The sequence below is a fragment of the Vibrio qinghaiensis genome, from assembly GCF_002257545.1.
Classification (GTDB): Bacteria; Pseudomonadota; Gammaproteobacteria; order Enterobacterales; family Vibrionaceae; genus Vibrio; species Vibrio ordalii.
In genome coordinates this window covers 491728-507916 of the sequence record NZ_CP022742.1, presented here as the reverse complement: position 1 = coordinate 507916, position 16189 = coordinate 491728, and the positions used below count along the sequence as shown (strand labels likewise).

Sequence of the window (16189 nt, the reverse complement as noted above, 5' to 3'; positions counted from 1 at the left end):
CGGCCTCAGAAAGGCTTTCTTCACGCTATTTGTTTCCTTTCTCTGTAATTTTTTGCGCTTTTCACCGTTCTTTACCAGTATCAATAAAAAATAAGTAAGGTCGGTTATGAAACGTTTTACTCCCTTTATATTCTCAATAGCGCTTATTGTGCCTATTCTGTTTTCGCTATTTAGCCAAGCAGAAACTCAGCCTAAAACCATGCCCAGCATTGGTAATCAGCAAATCGCGACATTAGCTGGGGGCTGTTTTTGGTGTACAGAATCTGATCTTGAAAAACTCAACGGTGTCATTAGTGTTGTCTCGGGTTATGCGGGGGGTAGCCTTGAAAATCCATCCTATAAACAAGTTTCATCAGGAAAATCGGGCCACATTGAAGTGATTCAAGTGACCTTTGATCCGCAAGTTGTCAGCTACGAGAATGTATTGGATCATTTTTTCCGCCACATTGATCCGACAGATGATCAAGGCTCGTTTGTTGATAGAGGCCCACAGTATCGACCTGCCATTTTTTATCACAACAGTGAACAGAAGCAGACCGCGCAGCGTTTTATGCAAGAAATCAATGCGCTAGGGATCTTCAAAAAGCCGCTCAAAACAGAGCTGATTCAATATAGCCAATTTTGGCCTGCTGAAGAGTACCACCAAGACTTTTATAAAAAGAGCAAAGTACGTTACACCTACTATCGTCATGCTTCCGGACGTGACCAATATCTTGATACCATCTTCGGTAAAGATCGTAATGAGCATCCAAAAACCTTACGTCAATTGATCGAAGCACAAAAAATGCAAAACAACGTTAAGGCATACAATAAACCTTCGAATAAAGAAATACGCGCCAAATTGACTGATTTGCAATATTACGTGACGCAAGAAGAAGGTACTGAACGCGCATTTAACAATGAGTATTGGGATAACAAAGCCGATGGTATTTATGTCGATGTGGTCAGCGGAGAGCCATTATTCTCTTCTACCGACAAATACCGTTCTGGTACAGGCTGGCCCAGTTTTACTCGGCCAATTAATCAAGCGTATATTGCGACCAAAAGCGATTCTCGGCTTTTTTATACCAGAACCGAAGTGCGCAGCCGTTTTGCAGATTCTCACCTAGGCCATGTCTTTGAGGATGGACCAGCACCAACCGGCTTACGCTACTGCATGAACTCTGCCGCGATGCGATTTGTACCAAAAGAGGCGATGCAAGCTGAGGGCTATGGCGAGTACTTGGTTCTGTTTAAATAAAATTTGGCTCTGTTTCAATAAGGCGTGCGTGTTAAAACGAAAAAGCCCTCGGCTTCACTTGCGAGGGCTTTTTTAATTGATCAACGTTAATCGGTGGGCTCAACTCAGATTCGATTAATGTAAACCATGGAAAAATTCGGCGCGGGTGGCAGGGTTAGATTTAAAAATACCGCCTAATGCTGTGGTGGTCGTTTCACTGGTCGCATCCATAACACCACGTGACTTAACACAGTAATGAGTGGCATCAATGGTGACCGCGACATCAGCCGAACCGAGTAAGGTTTGCAAAGCCACTAGAATCTGCTGTGTCATTCGCTCTTGAACTTGGGGGCGCTGAGCAAAAAAACGTACAATACGGTTAATCTTAGAAAGACCAATTATCTTGCCTCTTGGGATATACGCCACCGCGGCTTTACCATCGATAGTCACTAGATGATGCTCACAGGTACTGGTCACGGTAATCTCTTTTACGCGCACCATTTCACTGACGTTCATCTTGTTTTCGATCACAGTAATTTTGGGGAAGTTTTGATAATCAAGGCCAGAAAACACTTCATCCACATACATTTTCGCAATTCGATGGGGCGTCTCTTCTAAACTGTCGTCGGTCAGGTCAAGACCGAGTAGTGTGAGGATCTCACGCATATGATGTTCGATTTTTTCTTTCTTTTCTTCACGAGTAACCTCATTTGGACGCATAGGCGTTTCCAAACCTCGGCTCTCTAGCGCATCTTTGACCAACTTTGCTGATTCGCTAAGACCTAGCATTCCGATTCCTCTTACTTTTTACCCCTTTCGGATGGCAGACAAGGATACTCGGAATTTTGAATAATTACATCCATATTTTAAGGATGGTCATTATTGCCCGCAAGCAATGTATGATAGAGTCCTCGCAAAGAAAAAAGCTATAGGAACCGATCATGGGCTGTTGTGATTCACCGGGCTTAATGCCTATCGAACAAGCGTTAGAGACAATGCTAGCGAATATCAAACCCATCCAAACGACGCTGAAACTGCCGCTAGCCGACGCATTAGGCTATGTGTTGGCTAAAGAGTTACTCTCACCCATTTTTGTGCCGCCTTTCGATAACTCAGCGATGGATGGCTACGCCATTCGGTTAGCGGACCTGCAACAGTCAACTACCCTGCCGCTGGCTGGCAAATCTTTTGCCGGTCTTCCATTTGAAGGGCCGTGGCCAGCCAACAGTTGCGTGCGAATTATGACTGGCGCGAAAATTCCAGCTGGTTGCGACGCGGTGATCATGCAAGAGCAAACGACCGAAAACGAAAATGGCATCTGCTTTCTACAGCCGAATGCAAAGCCTCAGCAAAATATTCGCCCCACTGGTGATGACATCAAACAGGGCGATGTAGTGCTGCATAAAGGGGCTCGCTTGACTTCGCGTGATATCCCAATGATTGCCACACTCGGCATCAGCCATGTGACCGTTTTTCGTAAACCCAAAGTGGCTTTTTTCTCAACTGGAGATGAGCTAAAACCACTCGGTGAACCTCTTGCTGAGGGGCAAATCTATGACAGCAATCGTTATGGCATTAAACCATTAATTGAGAATTTTGGTTGTGAAGCGGTTGATCTTGGGATCATTGCTGATTGCCCTGCCACTTTAAAAGCTACCTTTGATAAAGCTCAACATTTGGCCGATGTGGTTATTACTTCTGGCGGCGTAAGTGTAGGCGAAGCTGACTATACCAAAGATATTTTGCAAGAACTCGGAGAAATCGGTTTTTGGAAACTGGCAATAAAACCGGGCAAACCGTTTGCATTTGGAACATTAGATCATGCTTGGTTCTGTGGCTTACCTGGCAACCCCGTTTCAGCCGTATTAACCCTATACGTTTTGGTGCAACCTATGCTGGCTAAATTGGCTGGACACACTCAGTGGAAAGCACCGGAGTCCATTCCAGCCATCACTAAAAATGCCTTTAAAAAATCACCGGGCCGTACTGACTACCAACGCGGTATTTACACGATTGAAAATGGCCAGTTTGTTGTTGAAACTACCGGAAACCAAAGTTCGGGGGCATTTCGTTCGATGAGTCTCGCCAACTGTTTTGTGGTGTTAGAGCAAGATCGTGGCCGAGTGGAAGTGGGCGAAACCGTCAATATCCAACTTTTTAATCCCAGCTTGTACTAAGGATCACTATGGAGATCCTATCTGATCAAGAGCTCCTGCGCTACAACCGACAAATCATTCTCAAACAGTTTGATTTTGAAGGACAAGAAGCACTTAAACAAAGCTCTATTTTAATTCTTGGTGCAGGAGGATTGGGCTGCGCTGCAAGCCAATACCTTGCCACGGCAGGTGTTGGTTCACTCACGCTCATCGATGATGATGTGGTTGAGCTCTCTAATTTACAACGCCAAGTGCTACACAGTGATGCCGATATTGGACGTAAAAAAGTGGACTCAGCGGCAGAGTCACTGCGTATGCTTAACCCGTATTTAACGGTAAATACCGTTGATCAACGCCTTGAAGATGCACAATTGAAAGCATTAATTGAACAGCATTCTTTGGTGCTGGATGCATCAGATAACCTTGATACTCGTAACCAATTGAATAAACTCTGCTTTCAAACTAAAACACCACTGGTATCTGGTGCTGCGATTCGTATGGAAGGCCAAGTCAGCGTGTTTATGTATCAACACCCAGACGAGCCCTGTTACCAATGTTTAAGCGCTCTTTTTGGTAGTAACGTACTCACTTGCGTCGAAGCGGGCGTAATGGCTCCTGTCGTCGGGATTATTGGCGCAGTACAAGCGATGGAAGCAATCAAAGTGATCGCCCAATATGGGCAGATAAAACAAGGCAAAATCTTGATGTTGGACGCCCTTTCAATGACGTGGAGAGAAATGAACTTAGTCAAACTCGCTCACTGCCAGACTTGCCAGTAAATCCAGTAAATAAAGTACAAAGACTCAATAGTGTCTTTCTCATTCGTCCACCGCATCAGCCCACACAATAGGAGAGTTAAACTCATGTCACCACTCATCTCCCCCCAATGGCTAGCACAAAAGTTAGGCGACCCGCGCACCGTTGTTCTTGATTGCAGTATTGAATTCCAAATTCCCAGTGAAACTGAGAAAGATACTCTGCATAACATTCCCGGCGCTCGTCGCTTTAATTATGATGGTGAATTTTGTGACCTACAATCGTCACTACCTCATATGATGCCTAGTGAAGAGCGCTTTAATCAATTAGCACAATCGATCGGTTTAAACCACGATTCGATCGTAGTTGTCTATGACAATAGCGGGACGTTTGCATCACCGAGGGCATGGTGGATGCTCAAAGCGATGGGACATGCGTCGGTATACGTTCTTGATGGTGGATTAACCGAATGGAAACGCCAAGGTTTACCCGTTGTAAAAGAGTACACACACGCCTTTAAACACGGAAACTTCCATGGCATGCTCGATCCTCGCTATTTTGTGAACGCAGACTATGTGCTTGCACAAATAGAGAACCCAGAGAGCTTAACTGTTGATGCCCGTTCACAAGCCCGTTTTTTGGGTCAAATAAAAGAACCAAGAGAAGGCGTGCGCAGCGGCCATATTCCTCACTCTATTTGCTTACCTTTTACAGAGTTGATGAATGGGCATAAGCTTAAATCACCGCAAGATCTACAACCTATTATGCAAGCGACGCTGGCTGCTGGAAAAAAGCAATACATTTTCAGTTGTGGCTCAGGCGTAACCGCCGGTATTGTGCTGCTGGCTGCGCACATTTGCGGTTACGAAAAACTGTGCGTTTACGATGGTTCGTGGACAGAATGGGGGCAGCGCAGTGAGCTGCCTCTTGAACTTTAGCCTCTGAATCAATCCCCACCGTCGTGGGGATTGATTCATGTCATAAGGATTATATAGGTTAAATTCAAACTGACGATTCTGTGACGGTTTTCATCTGCTCATCTAAATTCAGTACCGTTAACGCGTTGCTTACGCTGGTGGCAATCACATCAATTGCACCGGTGCGTAGCGCCCCAAGCAGCGCTAAAGGTTTGCTGTTTTCCGCCGCGATAGCGATCACCTCAGCGATCGGTCGAAATTCGTCAAGCCCTAAGCCAATGACGCGATCGCTCATCACCGTATTGGCGGCTTTGCCGTGGATATCAAAAAAATCATAACCAGCGAAATCCCCCACCACACCTTGCTGTAAACGCGACTGCACCACTTCATCGGCGGTAAACCAACCGAGATCGACCATGTAGCTGTTTTCACTCATATCCCCAATACCCACTAACGCAATGTCTGCCTTACGTGCTAAATCTAAGGTTTGTTTGACGGTTGCATTTTGCATAAACGCTAATTTTTGTTCGCGATTTTCAGCATAGGCAGGCGCATAAAGCGTTTCAGAGCTTCCACCGTATTTTTTGGCCAGTTGCCGACAGATATGATCCGCATTAAACATCCCACCTCTTGGGTGAATGCCACCAATACTACAGACAAACTTACACTCTCGCGGTGTGATCACGCCAATATGATGCGCAACGGCCGATACATTTCGGCCTTGACCAACGGTCACAACCATGCCGTTTTTTAGCGTACTGGTCAGGTAATTGGAAACCAACCCCGCCACTTGTTGGCGCTGCAGCTCTTCGCTAGGTTGGTCAAGTGCAACCAGCGCACGTTTTACGCCAAAGCGTTCAATCAGTCGCTGCTCAATTTTGGCGCTAAAAACAGGGTGATATTTCACCGTAATTTCGACAATCCCTTCATCGCGTGCCTGTTTAAGCATTCTGCCTACTTTGGCTCGTGAAAGAGAAAACTTTTTCGAAATCTCTTCTTGAGTTGCACCATCTTGGTAATAAGCCACTGAAATTTCAGTTAATAAGTCAGTATTTTCGATAGAAATGTCTTGATTGGGAGTGGTCATACGGGATCTCATGGTCAATATTGTGCGCATAATAACGACAATTGAGCATTTGCTCATTGACCTAGCATAGGTTAAGCCTCATTTACTTTGCAACATTTGCTCACGGAAATTACATTTTCTCACTCTAATCAATGCACAGTAACGTTCGCTTTCAACCCTTGATAAATCTAAGCAAACGTTTATTTATCAGCACTGAGATTAATTCACAAAAAAATAGTTGATTGATATCACTATAACCTCAGAACAGCGATTGACTTTCCCAGTGGATAAGATAAATATGGCTACATCATTTACTCAACGATCGAGCAAATGTTCAACGCAAATGTTCGGTCGCTGGAAATAATTGAGTTAGCTTTTCTGGCATGTGTAAGACATGACTATGTGATTGCTAACCCGCTTGCAAATGCCCAGCAAACTCAAAATCTGGCTTGGCCCAAAGAAATAGGATGATCGATATGAGCAATAAATTAGAGCAACTTCGTAAAATGACGACTGTTGTTGCTGACACTGGTGAAATTGACGCAATCAAAAAATACCAACCAGAAGATGCGACCACTAACCCATCTCTCATTCTTAAAGCGGCTCAAATTGCAGAATACGCGCCACTGATTGATGCTTCTATCGCATACGCAAAAACACAGAGCTCAGACAAGGCTCAACAAGTTCAAGATACTTGTGACATGCTTGCGGTCAATATCGGTAAAGAGATCTTAAAAACGATTCCAGGGCGTATTTCTACCGAGGTCGATGCTCGCCTCTCTTATGATATGGCAGGCAGCGTGGCAAAAGCGCGCCAACTGATCAAAATGTACAACGATGCTGGCATTACTAACGACCGTATTTTGATCAAACTGGCTTCAACCTGGGAAGGTATTCGCGCAGCAGAGATCCTTGAAAAAGAAGGCATCAACTGTAACCTGACTCTATTATTCTCCTTTGCTCAAGCACGCGCGTGTGCAGAAGCAGGCGTATTCCTGATTTCTCCATTCGTCGGCCGTATTATGGATTGGTATAAAGCCAAAGAAGGCCGTGATTTTGCACCGCAAGAAGATCCTGGTGTATTGTCCGTGACTGCGATCTACAACTACTACAAAGAGCATGGCTACAAGACAGTCGTGATGGGCGCAAGCTTCCGTAATATTGGTGAAATTTTAGAGCTAGCAGGCTGTGATCGTTTGACTATTGCCCCTTCTTTACTGGCAGAACTCGAAGCAGCTGAAGGTGAAGTGGTTGAAAAACTGGTTGACTCTCAAGGCAACAAAGCACGCCCAGCAGCAATGACCCACGCAGAGTTTTTGTGGGAACACAACCAAGACCCAATGGCCGTAGAAAAATTGGCGGAAGGCATCCGTAACTTTGCCATTGACCAAGGCAAGCTTGAAGTCATGATTGCAGCCAAGTTGTAATCCACTTACGAATTAAAATTTGGGGAACGATTAACGTTCCCCTTTCCTTTCTAACTCTATTATTTGTCGGTAATTATTATGGAACGTAAACAATTAGCCAATGCCATCCGTGCTCTTAGTATGGATGGTGTTCAACAAGCTAACTCTGGTCACCCTGGTGCACCGATGGGTATGGCCGATATCGCTGAAGTTCTTTGGCGTGGCCACTTAAACCATAACCCACAAAACCCACAATGGGCTGACCGCGACCGTTTTGTGCTGTCGAACGGCCACGGCTCAATGCTGATTTACTCTTTACTGCACCTGAGCGGTTACGCGCTGTCGATTGATGATTTGAAAAACTTCCGTCAATTGCACTCAAAAACACCGGGTCATCCAGAATACGGTTACGCGCCGGGCATTGAAACCACCACGGGCCCACTAGGCCAAGGTATTACCAATGCGGTCGGCATGGCGATGGCTGAAAAAGCACTGGCGGCGCAGTTCAACAAACCGGGTCACGACATCGTTGACCACTTCACTTATGTGTTCATGGGTGATGGTTGTTTGATGGAAGGCATCTCGCACGAGGCGTGTTCTCTGGCGGGCACTCTGGGCCTTGGCAAACTGATTGCGTTTTGGGATGACAACGGCATCTCTATCGATGGTCATGTGGAAGGCTGGTTCTCTGATGACACGCCAAAACGTTTTGAAGCGTACGGCTGGCATGTTATTGCTGCGGTTGATGGCCATAACGCTGAAGCGATTAATGCCGCGATTGAGGCTGCGAAAGCAGACCCTCGTCCAACCTTGATTTGCACCAAAACCATCATCGGTTTTGGTTCGCCAAACAAAGCGGGCTCACACGACTGTCACGGTGCCCCTTTAGGCGCTGAGGAAATCAAAGCGGCGCGTGAATTCCTGGGTTGGCCGCACGCACCTTTCCACATCCCTGCCGACATTTACGCGCAGTGGGATGCCAAAGAAGCTGGCCAAGCGAAAGAAACCGATTGGAACGCTAAGTTTGAAGCCTACGCCGCCGCTTACCCAGCCGAAGCCGCTGAGTTCAAACGCCGCGTAAATGGCGAGTTGCCAGCAGAATGGGAAGCGAAAGCGAGTCAAATTATCGCTGACCTTCAAGCTAACCCAGCCAATATTGCGTCACGTAAAGCGTCACAAAATGCGCTGGAAGCGTTTGGTAAAATGCTGCCAGAATTTATGGGCGGCTCGGCGGACTTGGCACCGTCCAACCTCACCATGTGGTCGGGCTCTCAATCGCTCACGGCGGAAGACTTCTCGGGTAACTACATTCACTACGGTGTGCGTGAATTCGGTATGACCGCCATCATGAATGGTATTGCGCTGCACGGTGGCTTCGTACCTTACGGCGCAACCTTCCTGATGTTCATGGAATACGCACGTAACGCCATGCGCATGGCGGCTCTGATGAAGATTCAGAACATCCAAGTCTACACTCATGACTCGATTGGCTTGGGCGAAGATGGCCCTACTCACCAGCCGGTTGAGCAAATCGCGTCTCTGCGTCTAACACCAAACATGAGCACATGGCGTCCGTGTGACCAAGTGGAATCAGCTGTCGCATGGAAATTGGCGATTGAGCGTAAAGATGGCCCATCAGCGCTGATTTTCTCTCGTCAAAACCTCGCGCAGCAGCCACGCAGCGAAACGCAAGTTGCCGATATCGCGAAAGGTGGTTACATCCTGAAAGAGTGTGCAGGCCAGCCTGAGCTGATCCTGATTGCCACTGGCTCAGAAGTTGAACTGGCGGTGAAAGCCGCAGAGCAACTTACAGCCGAAGGTAAGAAAGTGCGGGTAGTGTCGATGCCATCGACCGATGCGTTTGATAAACAAGACGCAGCTTACCGCGAAGCCGTACTACCAGCAGCCGTGACTAAGCGTATCGCTATTGAAGCGGGTATCGCGGATTTCTGGTACAAGTACGTTGGTTTTGGCGGCAAGATCATCGGTATGACCACTTTCGGTGAGTCAGCACCAGCGGATCAACTGTTCAAAATGTTCGGTTTTACAACTGAAAACGTGGTGAAACAAGCGCAAGAGCTGCTTGCCTAAGTCTTCTTATTTTTAATGCAAAAGCCCAGCGAGTCATTCGCTGGGCTTTTTTGATCTTGTCGCATATGAAAGAGATATATCACTTAAAAGGCACGCCACCAAAAGGCATAACTTAATTATTGGAAACAATAAATAACACTTCCACACGACGGTTACATGCTTTACCTGCATTGGTTTTATTCGTACAAGCCGGAACGTATTCACCATATCCACGGGTAAAAATAGAGTCCATCGCCACATTACTTTTCACTAAAGTGCTTTTTACCGCTTTAGCACGGCGTTCAGACAAACCATCATTAAAGGTTGGCGCTCCAGTACTGTCCGTATGGCCATCAATCACAATATCAATGCCGGGTTCTGAGGCTAAATAACGCCCCATCATAGTAAGCCAATCACCAGAGCCAGTAGAGACCGTTGAGGAACCTGTTTCGAACTTCACCGTATCTTTCAATTTAACCATGATGTGATTACCCGGAAGGACTTCGTAATCCACACCATTTTTCAATAAGAAACGCTGCAAAGAATCATAACTATTCGTGCGCTGCTGACCTATCGGACCTTGAACGTCAGCCGAAACTATTTTCGGCGCATGGCCCCATTCAGGATAGAGCACATCAAAATCGCCTTTTGGCGCCGCATCCAACAGGTTATCGCTAAACATCCGATCAGTGGCTAACGTTCCGCATCCTGTTAACAACATTAATAACGGTAAGGCTAAATACTTCATTCGAGCATCACTCCATTCTCTTACTACCTCAACTGTATCGGCCAAGGCTGTAAAACTTTATATATATTTGGTAGCAATTTCGTGATGGTTTCTGTTTTCCTTGTCGCCGGAAGCCGTTAGAATTCAAGCCTTCTTCCTTAAAACAATACCCATGATGAAAAAAATAATACTCTATTGGTTGAGCCTTAGCACGACACTGTTGATCCTAGCTGGCTGTAGTGATAACCCCATACCACAGAAAGGGAAACAATATGATGAGCTTGCTGTAAATCTCGCCACATACCGCCTGCCAGCCGTCACCGAAGTGTTTTCGCTGACTTGCGGTCACTGTCGTTCAATGGAAAAGGTCATCCCGGATCTCGAGAAAATAACAGGTGAGACATTTGGCAAGCTGCATGTCACCTTTAACGAAGGCGCACAGATTGGAGCCATGATTTACTATTCAGCCGTGATGCAACTAGGAACAATTCCCGATCATGCCATGATGGAACAGCTATTTTCGGCCGTGCAAATGGATGGAGAAGTAACGTTAAATGAGCGTAAAGAAGCGATTGATTTAGCCTTCAGCCAGCGAGGGCTAATCAGCCCATATTCGTTAGATGATGAGCAGCAAAAACTGTTATTCCAAGAAATTCAGCGTGCCTATGATATTTCAACAAAAGGCCAAATTAATGCTGTTCCAACCTTTATTGTGAAAGGTAAGTACTTAGTCATTACCTCTGGCCATCAAGATACCGTAAGTATTGCCAACACCATCTCCTATTTATTGACTCAACCCTAATTTGCAAGGCTCTAGAATATGTCTAAATTTGTCTTTCCCATTATTATTTTTTTATTGGCTGGGTTTTTCATCTATCGTACATGGAATAACCACAAAGTTGCCGATGAAAATTTTGCCAAAGGCCAAGCGTTTTTAGCTGAAAATGCTAAGCAAGATGGCGTAACCACAACTGAAAGTGGCTTGCAATATCTTGTACTAGAACAAGGTACTGGCACCGTTCATCCGAAAGCCAACAGTCGTGTAAAAGTGCATTATCACGGTACTTTACTTGACGGTTCTGTGTTTGATAGCTCAGTTGAACGTAACGACCCGATTGTGTTTGGCTTGAAGCAGGTGATTCAAGGCTGGCAAGAAGGTCTACAACTGATGGTGGAAGGACAAAAAATGCGCCTGTTCATACCCAGTAATTTAGGTTATGGCAAAAGTGGCAGCGGCCCAATTCCCCCCGCATCCGTACTGATTTTTGATGTGGAATTAATTGAGATACAGTAAGTCAATCATGATGGGCCGCTTATCGCGGCTCTATTTTTGAGAAGTAGACGGATAAAACACTGACTCCATTTTTTATCCAGCAATTTCCAACCATGCATGATAGCAAGCACTCTATCCATGAAAAATCAGTGGGTGACCATTCCCCAAATTGCTTACCGCTGCTAAAAACGCCATTAAAAAACCCGTTTTAAATCAAACGAATAAATCATTCATAAATATGTCATGCTCATAGAGTTAATTTATATCCTAGGGTTAATTGATATACACTTCATTTACTCCTAATATTCTAATCACACATATCAATAATTGTATTTCTATCAACTATACCCAAACAACTTGGAGTTGCAGGTAGGCGGCAAGTGAGTGAGTCCCCATGAGCATAGGCAAACTATGTGATTGGGGTGAACGAACGTAGCCAACACCGCTGCGGCTTCAAGTAGGAAGGGTATATAGCTATGACCATTTTACTTAGGTGTATAATCTCATGAATATTAAACAAAAATTATATTCACTGGGTGTTATTGCGGTTATAGGGGTTCTGGCAATGTTAACCACTACCTCGCATTTTTCTCAAACCACTGAAACACTCAATCAAGCAATGAGTATTGTTAATAAACTTGAAATTCGATTGCTCAACTTACGGCGTAATGAAAAAGATTTCCTTCTACGAAGCGACGCAAAGTATCTTGAAACTTTCAATAAAAATAGCAATCTTTTTTTGGAACTGGAACAGGAATTATCTTCTATCCTATCAGCTCGTAATCTCCCCTCTAGCAACCAACTCAAACAAGACCTTCTACTTTATAAACAAGGCTTTGAAAAATTAGTACAAGCTTATGGACTGCATGGATTAAATGAAAAATCTGGCCTTTTAGCGACTTATTTACAAGCATTGGAAACTGTAAAAATGAATGCTACAGATGAAATCCTATTAGATCTAATCGCGTTTGATCAAAACGTGCAAGCAGGAGAGTTAAAGAGTGGCACTGTAACTGACTATTACCCCATATTGGTACAAGCGGCAAAAAGTCTCATTGAACAAAAAAAAGTGATTGGCCTGAAATATAATCAAGGCTTACTTGGCGAAACACGTAAGCTTTCTCACAACGTTGAAACCCAGTTCGTTAGCTTTTCTGAAGCACTGAATAAAGAGATTACGATTATTGAACAAGAGGTTAACTATGTTAAGCAAGGCGTCAGTTCGTTAGTCATATTGCTAATCCTTGGGTTCATTCTGCAAATAGCGCGTTCTATTAATGTGCAAGTGAGTAAGTTGCTGTCAGTCATGCAAACAATTTCCAGCAGTAACAATATCAGTTTGCGTGTTGAGCTCAGTGGTCGCAATGAACTAGTGTCAATTGCAACTTACTTTAACGTCCTACTCGATAAATTCGAAACTCTGATCGCTGGCTCTCAAACAAAATCTCATCAGTTATCAAGCAGTACGTCTAGCATGCATAATGAGTTAGAAGATGTGATTGAGCAATTTCACGTTCAAGCAGACCACACTACAACCATGGCAACGGCTGTACAAGAAATGGTGTCCACCATCAGTGAAATATCAGAAAGCACTAGTATCGCTGTAGAAGGCGTTCATAAAGCAGCACACAATGCCCAGAAAGGACGTTCTGTCGTAGAGTCGACGGTTAAAAATGTCGATGAGCTCTCACGTATCCTAGAAAAAAGTCAAACGTCGATTACCTCACTCAATAAAAATGTTGAACAGATAGGCGGTGCCGTTAATATCATTCAAGGTATTGCAGAGCAGACTAACCTACTCGCCTTAAATGCGGCGATTGAAGCCGCGCGCGCCGGAGAGCAAGGTAGAGGCTTTGCGGTAGTCGCAGATGAAGTTCGCGCTTTAGCCAGCCGCACACATCAGTCAACAGAAGAGATCACCAACGTAGTTTCCGCTATTCAAAGCCAAATGAGTACCGTTGTGAGCGATATTGCACAGTGCAATACACAAGGCCATACGACGTTAGCAGCCTCAGAAGCGTTAGATGAAAGTTTACGCCAAATTATCTCTGATATGGAAATGATACAGAGCAACTCTGAGCGAATCGCCTCAGCCATTGAAGAGCAAGGCATTGTGATGAACCAAGTCAGTGAATCGATCACTGAGCTTAACTCGATCTCGGATAACAATATGCATTCAGCAAAACAGTGCTTGAGTGAAGTCGATATCGTTTCCCAGCAAGCCAATGATATGGATAAGGCGGTAGCCGAATTCCAAACTCAACAATCAGCATCTTAACCATAAAACTAAGCGGCAGTTTGAGCACATATAAAAGGGCCTAATAGGCCCTTTTATATGTGCTAAGTTAAGAAAGAATAAGCAATGGGTTATTTTTGAATCCCTTCAACATGAAGTTCCATATCGACATAGCTCGAAGTGCCCATAACTGCAATATTGAAATCTGCAAGCTCAATACGCGTTGTACCAGAAAAACCAGCACGTTGACCACCCCATGGATCCTTACCCGCACCAATGAACTCGGCATCAATGGTAATAGGTTTGGTTTGACCATGCAAAGTAAGATCGCCAAGTACGGCTAATTTACCATTCCCTTTATCAACTACCTGAGTACTGGTAAACGTGGCTTGTGAATATTTTGATGCATCAATGAAATCTGCACTACGAATATGTTTATCACGCTCAGCATGGTTACTGTCCAAACTGCGAGTATCCACATTAACTTTCACTTTTGAGCTTGCAAGGTCGTTAGGGTCGTAGGAAAACTCACCATCAAACTTATTAAAGCGGCCCTTGGTAAAGCTATAACCAAGATGGCTGACTTTAAAGTTAATAGAAGCATGCGCACCTTTAGTATCTATAACATAGTCAGCAGCGTTTGCACTTAGCGGCATGAGCGTTGCGAAAGCCAATCCAGTAGCAAGTAACGTTTTCTTCATTTAGAAACTCCTATCATTTTTCGTAGCGTATTATCTTTATCAACAAAATGGTGCTTGAGTGCGGCAACAGCGTGCACGCCCGCTAAAATAATCAGCGTCCAAGCTGCGTAAAAGTGAACCGTACCAGAGAGATCGGCTTGTCCTTCAAACAGCAAGCCCATACTTGGTACAGTAAACCAATTGAAAACATCAATCCCTCGGCCATCTTCTGTTGAGATTAAATAACCGGAGACAAACAGCGTCATCAATAATAAATACATTAATCCGTGGGCCGCTTTAGCCGCAAGGCGTTCGTAGCGACCACCATCAATGGCAGGAGACACACTCACCGACTTCCATAGTATGCGAAACAGAGTGACAGCGAGCAGCAATAAACCGACAGATTTATGCCAATGTGGTGCGGTGTTGTACCATTGGCTGTAATAGGTTAACTCTACCATCCAGATCCCGGCACCAAACATACCGATGATAACGAGTGCGGATAACCAGTGGATAAGACGCGCGACTAAGTTGTAATTTTTAACTTCAGTTGTCATAAATTTTCTAAACCAGCAAGTGAAACAGCAACAAATTGAATTGAATCTATATTCTAGCCTAAATTATTAACACAGTATTTACCATACTTTACATTGTGAACATACTTTAGTACCGATTGAGTTATTCGAAAAAACTGAAGGAACTTATTGTGGATATAGATAACCACGACTTAGGCTCAAACAACTTGAAACAACGGTAGCTTCAAATCATAAGGGTATAACACCTGTAGAATGCTCGAATTAGAAGAATAGTGTGAAAGATCAAGAACTCGCCATTTGCCGCTCGTGCTTGTTGATAACTGTGATAATCTTGCTGGGCTTTATTAGAGGAGAATAACAAGTTGCTACTGGACATACTCACGCAAAGCGTCAACGAATTTCAAGCTGACTGCCTAAAACTTTGTGAAAAGCACTACCCGACCATACACAACCAAGGAATGAGTGAACATCACTTAGGACTTGCTTTTGCTCGTAGGTTGGCTCGTACACTCAGTGAATTTGGGCACCCATGTCACTATTCTGCTATTGAATCAATCCCTCAACGGGACATGCCACACCACTACCGAGTGAGCAGTGATGCCGGAACAGTATGGATCCTGACTCACCATATGGTCAGTGCCGGAAAAACATGTCGAGAAAAGTTGATGCAGGACATTGCGCAGTGGAAATATGAGTACGCTTACGCGATTCAACCGAATGATTTACTGTTATTACTGACCGATCACTGGATCAGTCGTAGCCAAAAAAGTCGCGAGTTACTTCATTGGTGGACAGGGCAGTTACCCGATGAGATAGATCAATACCTTGCTCAAGGTATCACGCTGTATGAAAGTGATTCACTCCTGAACCAATCTCTAGAAAATCGATTTCAAATTAGCCCTTGCTATATTAAATTTAGCCACCCTTTAAAGCGCTCAAAAAATCAGCAGCTAGTTCGCAAATACATCCAATTGTATGCGGTATTGCAATGGGCATAACTTAAATAAAACATCCTTATTATCTCCAAAATTTTCAATTTATCATCCAACCCTCACTGCCGGAGAAATTTGATATCAGTCGAATTTATGGCGTTATGCGCTTCCCTACCTTTTTGTATGTTCATCACAGGAAACTACGCATCAAAACA

15 protein-coding genes are annotated in these 16189 nt (G+C 44.5%); 10 read left to right on the top strand and 5 right to left on the bottom strand.

Going from position 1 to position 16189, the window contains the following annotated elements:
• Nucleotides 1–106: 106 nt before the first annotated feature.
• Nucleotides 107–1240 carry a peptide-methionine (R)-S-oxide reductase MsrB gene (gene msrB, locus CCZ37_RS15540; protein WP_094501403.1) on the top strand — a complete coding sequence of 378 codons (1134 nt, stop codon included), beginning with the start codon at nt 107–109 and terminating at the stop codon, nt 1238–1240.
• 114 nt (nt 1241–1354) lie between these two features.
• Here msrB and folE read toward each other — a convergent pair whose 3' ends face one another.
• Complete coding sequence (gene folE / locus CCZ37_RS15535; RefSeq protein ID WP_094501401.1) at nt 1355–2008, bottom strand: GTP cyclohydrolase I FolE; 654 nt, start codon at nt 2006–2008, stop codon at nt 1355–1357.
• 152 nt (nt 2009–2160) lie between these two features.
• On the opposite strand from folE, the gene moeA reads away from it, so the two are divergent.
• The 3 genes from moeA to CCZ37_RS15520 all read left to right on the top strand — a co-directional run bounded on the left by moeA (nt 2161) and on the right by CCZ37_RS15520 (nt 5069).
• A complete protein-coding gene (gene moeA / locus CCZ37_RS15530; protein WP_094501399.1) occupies nt 2161–3396 on the top strand; it encodes a molybdopterin molybdotransferase MoeA in 1236 nt (411 codons plus the stop codon).
• Between the two features lie 8 nt (nt 3397–3404).
• The gene (gene moeB, locus CCZ37_RS15525) at nt 3405–4154 is read left to right on the top strand and encodes a molybdopterin-synthase adenylyltransferase MoeB (RefSeq protein WP_094501397.1); all 750 of its coding nucleotides are present in this window, start codon (nt 3405–3407) and stop codon (nt 4152–4154) included.
• Nucleotides 4155–4238: 84 nt separating this feature from the next.
• Nucleotides 4239–5069 (top strand): sulfurtransferase, encoded by an 831-nt coding sequence (locus CCZ37_RS15520; protein ID WP_208613962.1) that lies wholly within the window; start codon nt 4239–4241, stop codon nt 5067–5069.
• A gap of 64 nt (nt 5070–5133) precedes the next feature.
• Here the strand turns inward: CCZ37_RS15520 and CCZ37_RS15515 are convergent, their stop codons facing one another.
• The gene (locus tag CCZ37_RS15515) at nt 5134–6135 is read right to left on the bottom strand and encodes a sugar-binding transcriptional regulator (protein ID WP_010319001.1); all 1002 of its coding nucleotides are present in this window, start codon (nt 6133–6135) and stop codon (nt 5134–5136) included.
• 455 nt (nt 6136–6590) lie between these two features.
• Here CCZ37_RS15515 and tal point away from each other — a divergent pair, with 455 nt between their 5' ends.
• Nucleotides 6591–7541, top strand: a complete 951-nt coding sequence (tal, locus tag CCZ37_RS15510) for a transaldolase (RefSeq protein WP_094502112.1) — start codon at nt 6591–6593, stop codon at nt 7539–7541.
• 75 nt (nt 7542–7616) lie between these two features.
• A complete protein-coding gene (gene tkt / locus CCZ37_RS15505) occupies nt 7617–9611 on the top strand; it encodes a transketolase (RefSeq protein ID WP_167372460.1) in 1995 nt (664 codons plus the stop codon).
• Between the two features lie 112 nt (nt 9612–9723).
• Here tkt and CCZ37_RS15500 read toward each other — a convergent pair whose 3' ends face one another.
• The gene (locus tag CCZ37_RS15500; RefSeq protein ID WP_010319004.1) at nt 9724–10338 is read right to left on the bottom strand and encodes an OmpA family protein; all 615 of its coding nucleotides are present in this window, start codon (nt 10336–10338) and stop codon (nt 9724–9726) included.
• A gap of 154 nt (nt 10339–10492) precedes the next feature.
• Here CCZ37_RS15500 and CCZ37_RS15495 point away from each other — a divergent pair, with 154 nt between their 5' ends.
• The 3 genes from CCZ37_RS15495 to CCZ37_RS15485 all read left to right on the top strand — a co-directional run bounded on the left by CCZ37_RS15495 (nt 10493) and on the right by CCZ37_RS15485 (nt 13868).
• Nucleotides 10493–11119, top strand: a complete 627-nt coding sequence (locus CCZ37_RS15495; protein WP_094501391.1) for a thioredoxin domain-containing protein — start codon at nt 10493–10495, stop codon at nt 11117–11119.
• A gap of 18 nt (nt 11120–11137) precedes the next feature.
• The gene (gene bamJ / locus CCZ37_RS15490; protein WP_010319006.1) at nt 11138–11611 is read left to right on the top strand and encodes a BamJ family beta-barrel-assembly machinery protein; all 474 of its coding nucleotides are present in this window, start codon (nt 11138–11140) and stop codon (nt 11609–11611) included.
• Between the two features lie 484 nt (nt 11612–12095).
• The gene (locus CCZ37_RS15485; RefSeq protein ID WP_167372450.1) at nt 12096–13868 is read left to right on the top strand and encodes a methyl-accepting chemotaxis protein; all 1773 of its coding nucleotides are present in this window, start codon (nt 12096–12098) and stop codon (nt 13866–13868) included.
• Between the two features lie 89 nt (nt 13869–13957).
• Here CCZ37_RS15485 and CCZ37_RS15480 read toward each other — a convergent pair whose 3' ends face one another.
• Entirely contained in the window at nt 13958–14527 is a 570-nt protein-coding gene (locus CCZ37_RS15480) for a YceI family protein (protein ID WP_010319059.1), read from the bottom strand.
• Nucleotides 14524–15063 carry a cytochrome b gene (locus tag CCZ37_RS15475; protein ID WP_010319060.1) on the bottom strand — a complete coding sequence of 180 codons (540 nt, stop codon included), beginning with the start codon at nt 15061–15063 and terminating at the stop codon, nt 14524–14526. Before CCZ37_RS15475 ends, CCZ37_RS15480 begins: the two co-directional genes overlap by 4 nt.
• Nucleotides 15064–15404: 341 nt before the next feature.
• On the opposite strand from CCZ37_RS15475, the gene CCZ37_RS15470 reads away from it, so the two are divergent.
• Entirely contained in the window at nt 15405–16040 is a 636-nt protein-coding gene (locus CCZ37_RS15470) for a hypothetical protein (RefSeq protein WP_010319061.1), read from the top strand.
• Nucleotides 16041–16189 lie beyond the last annotated feature (149 nt).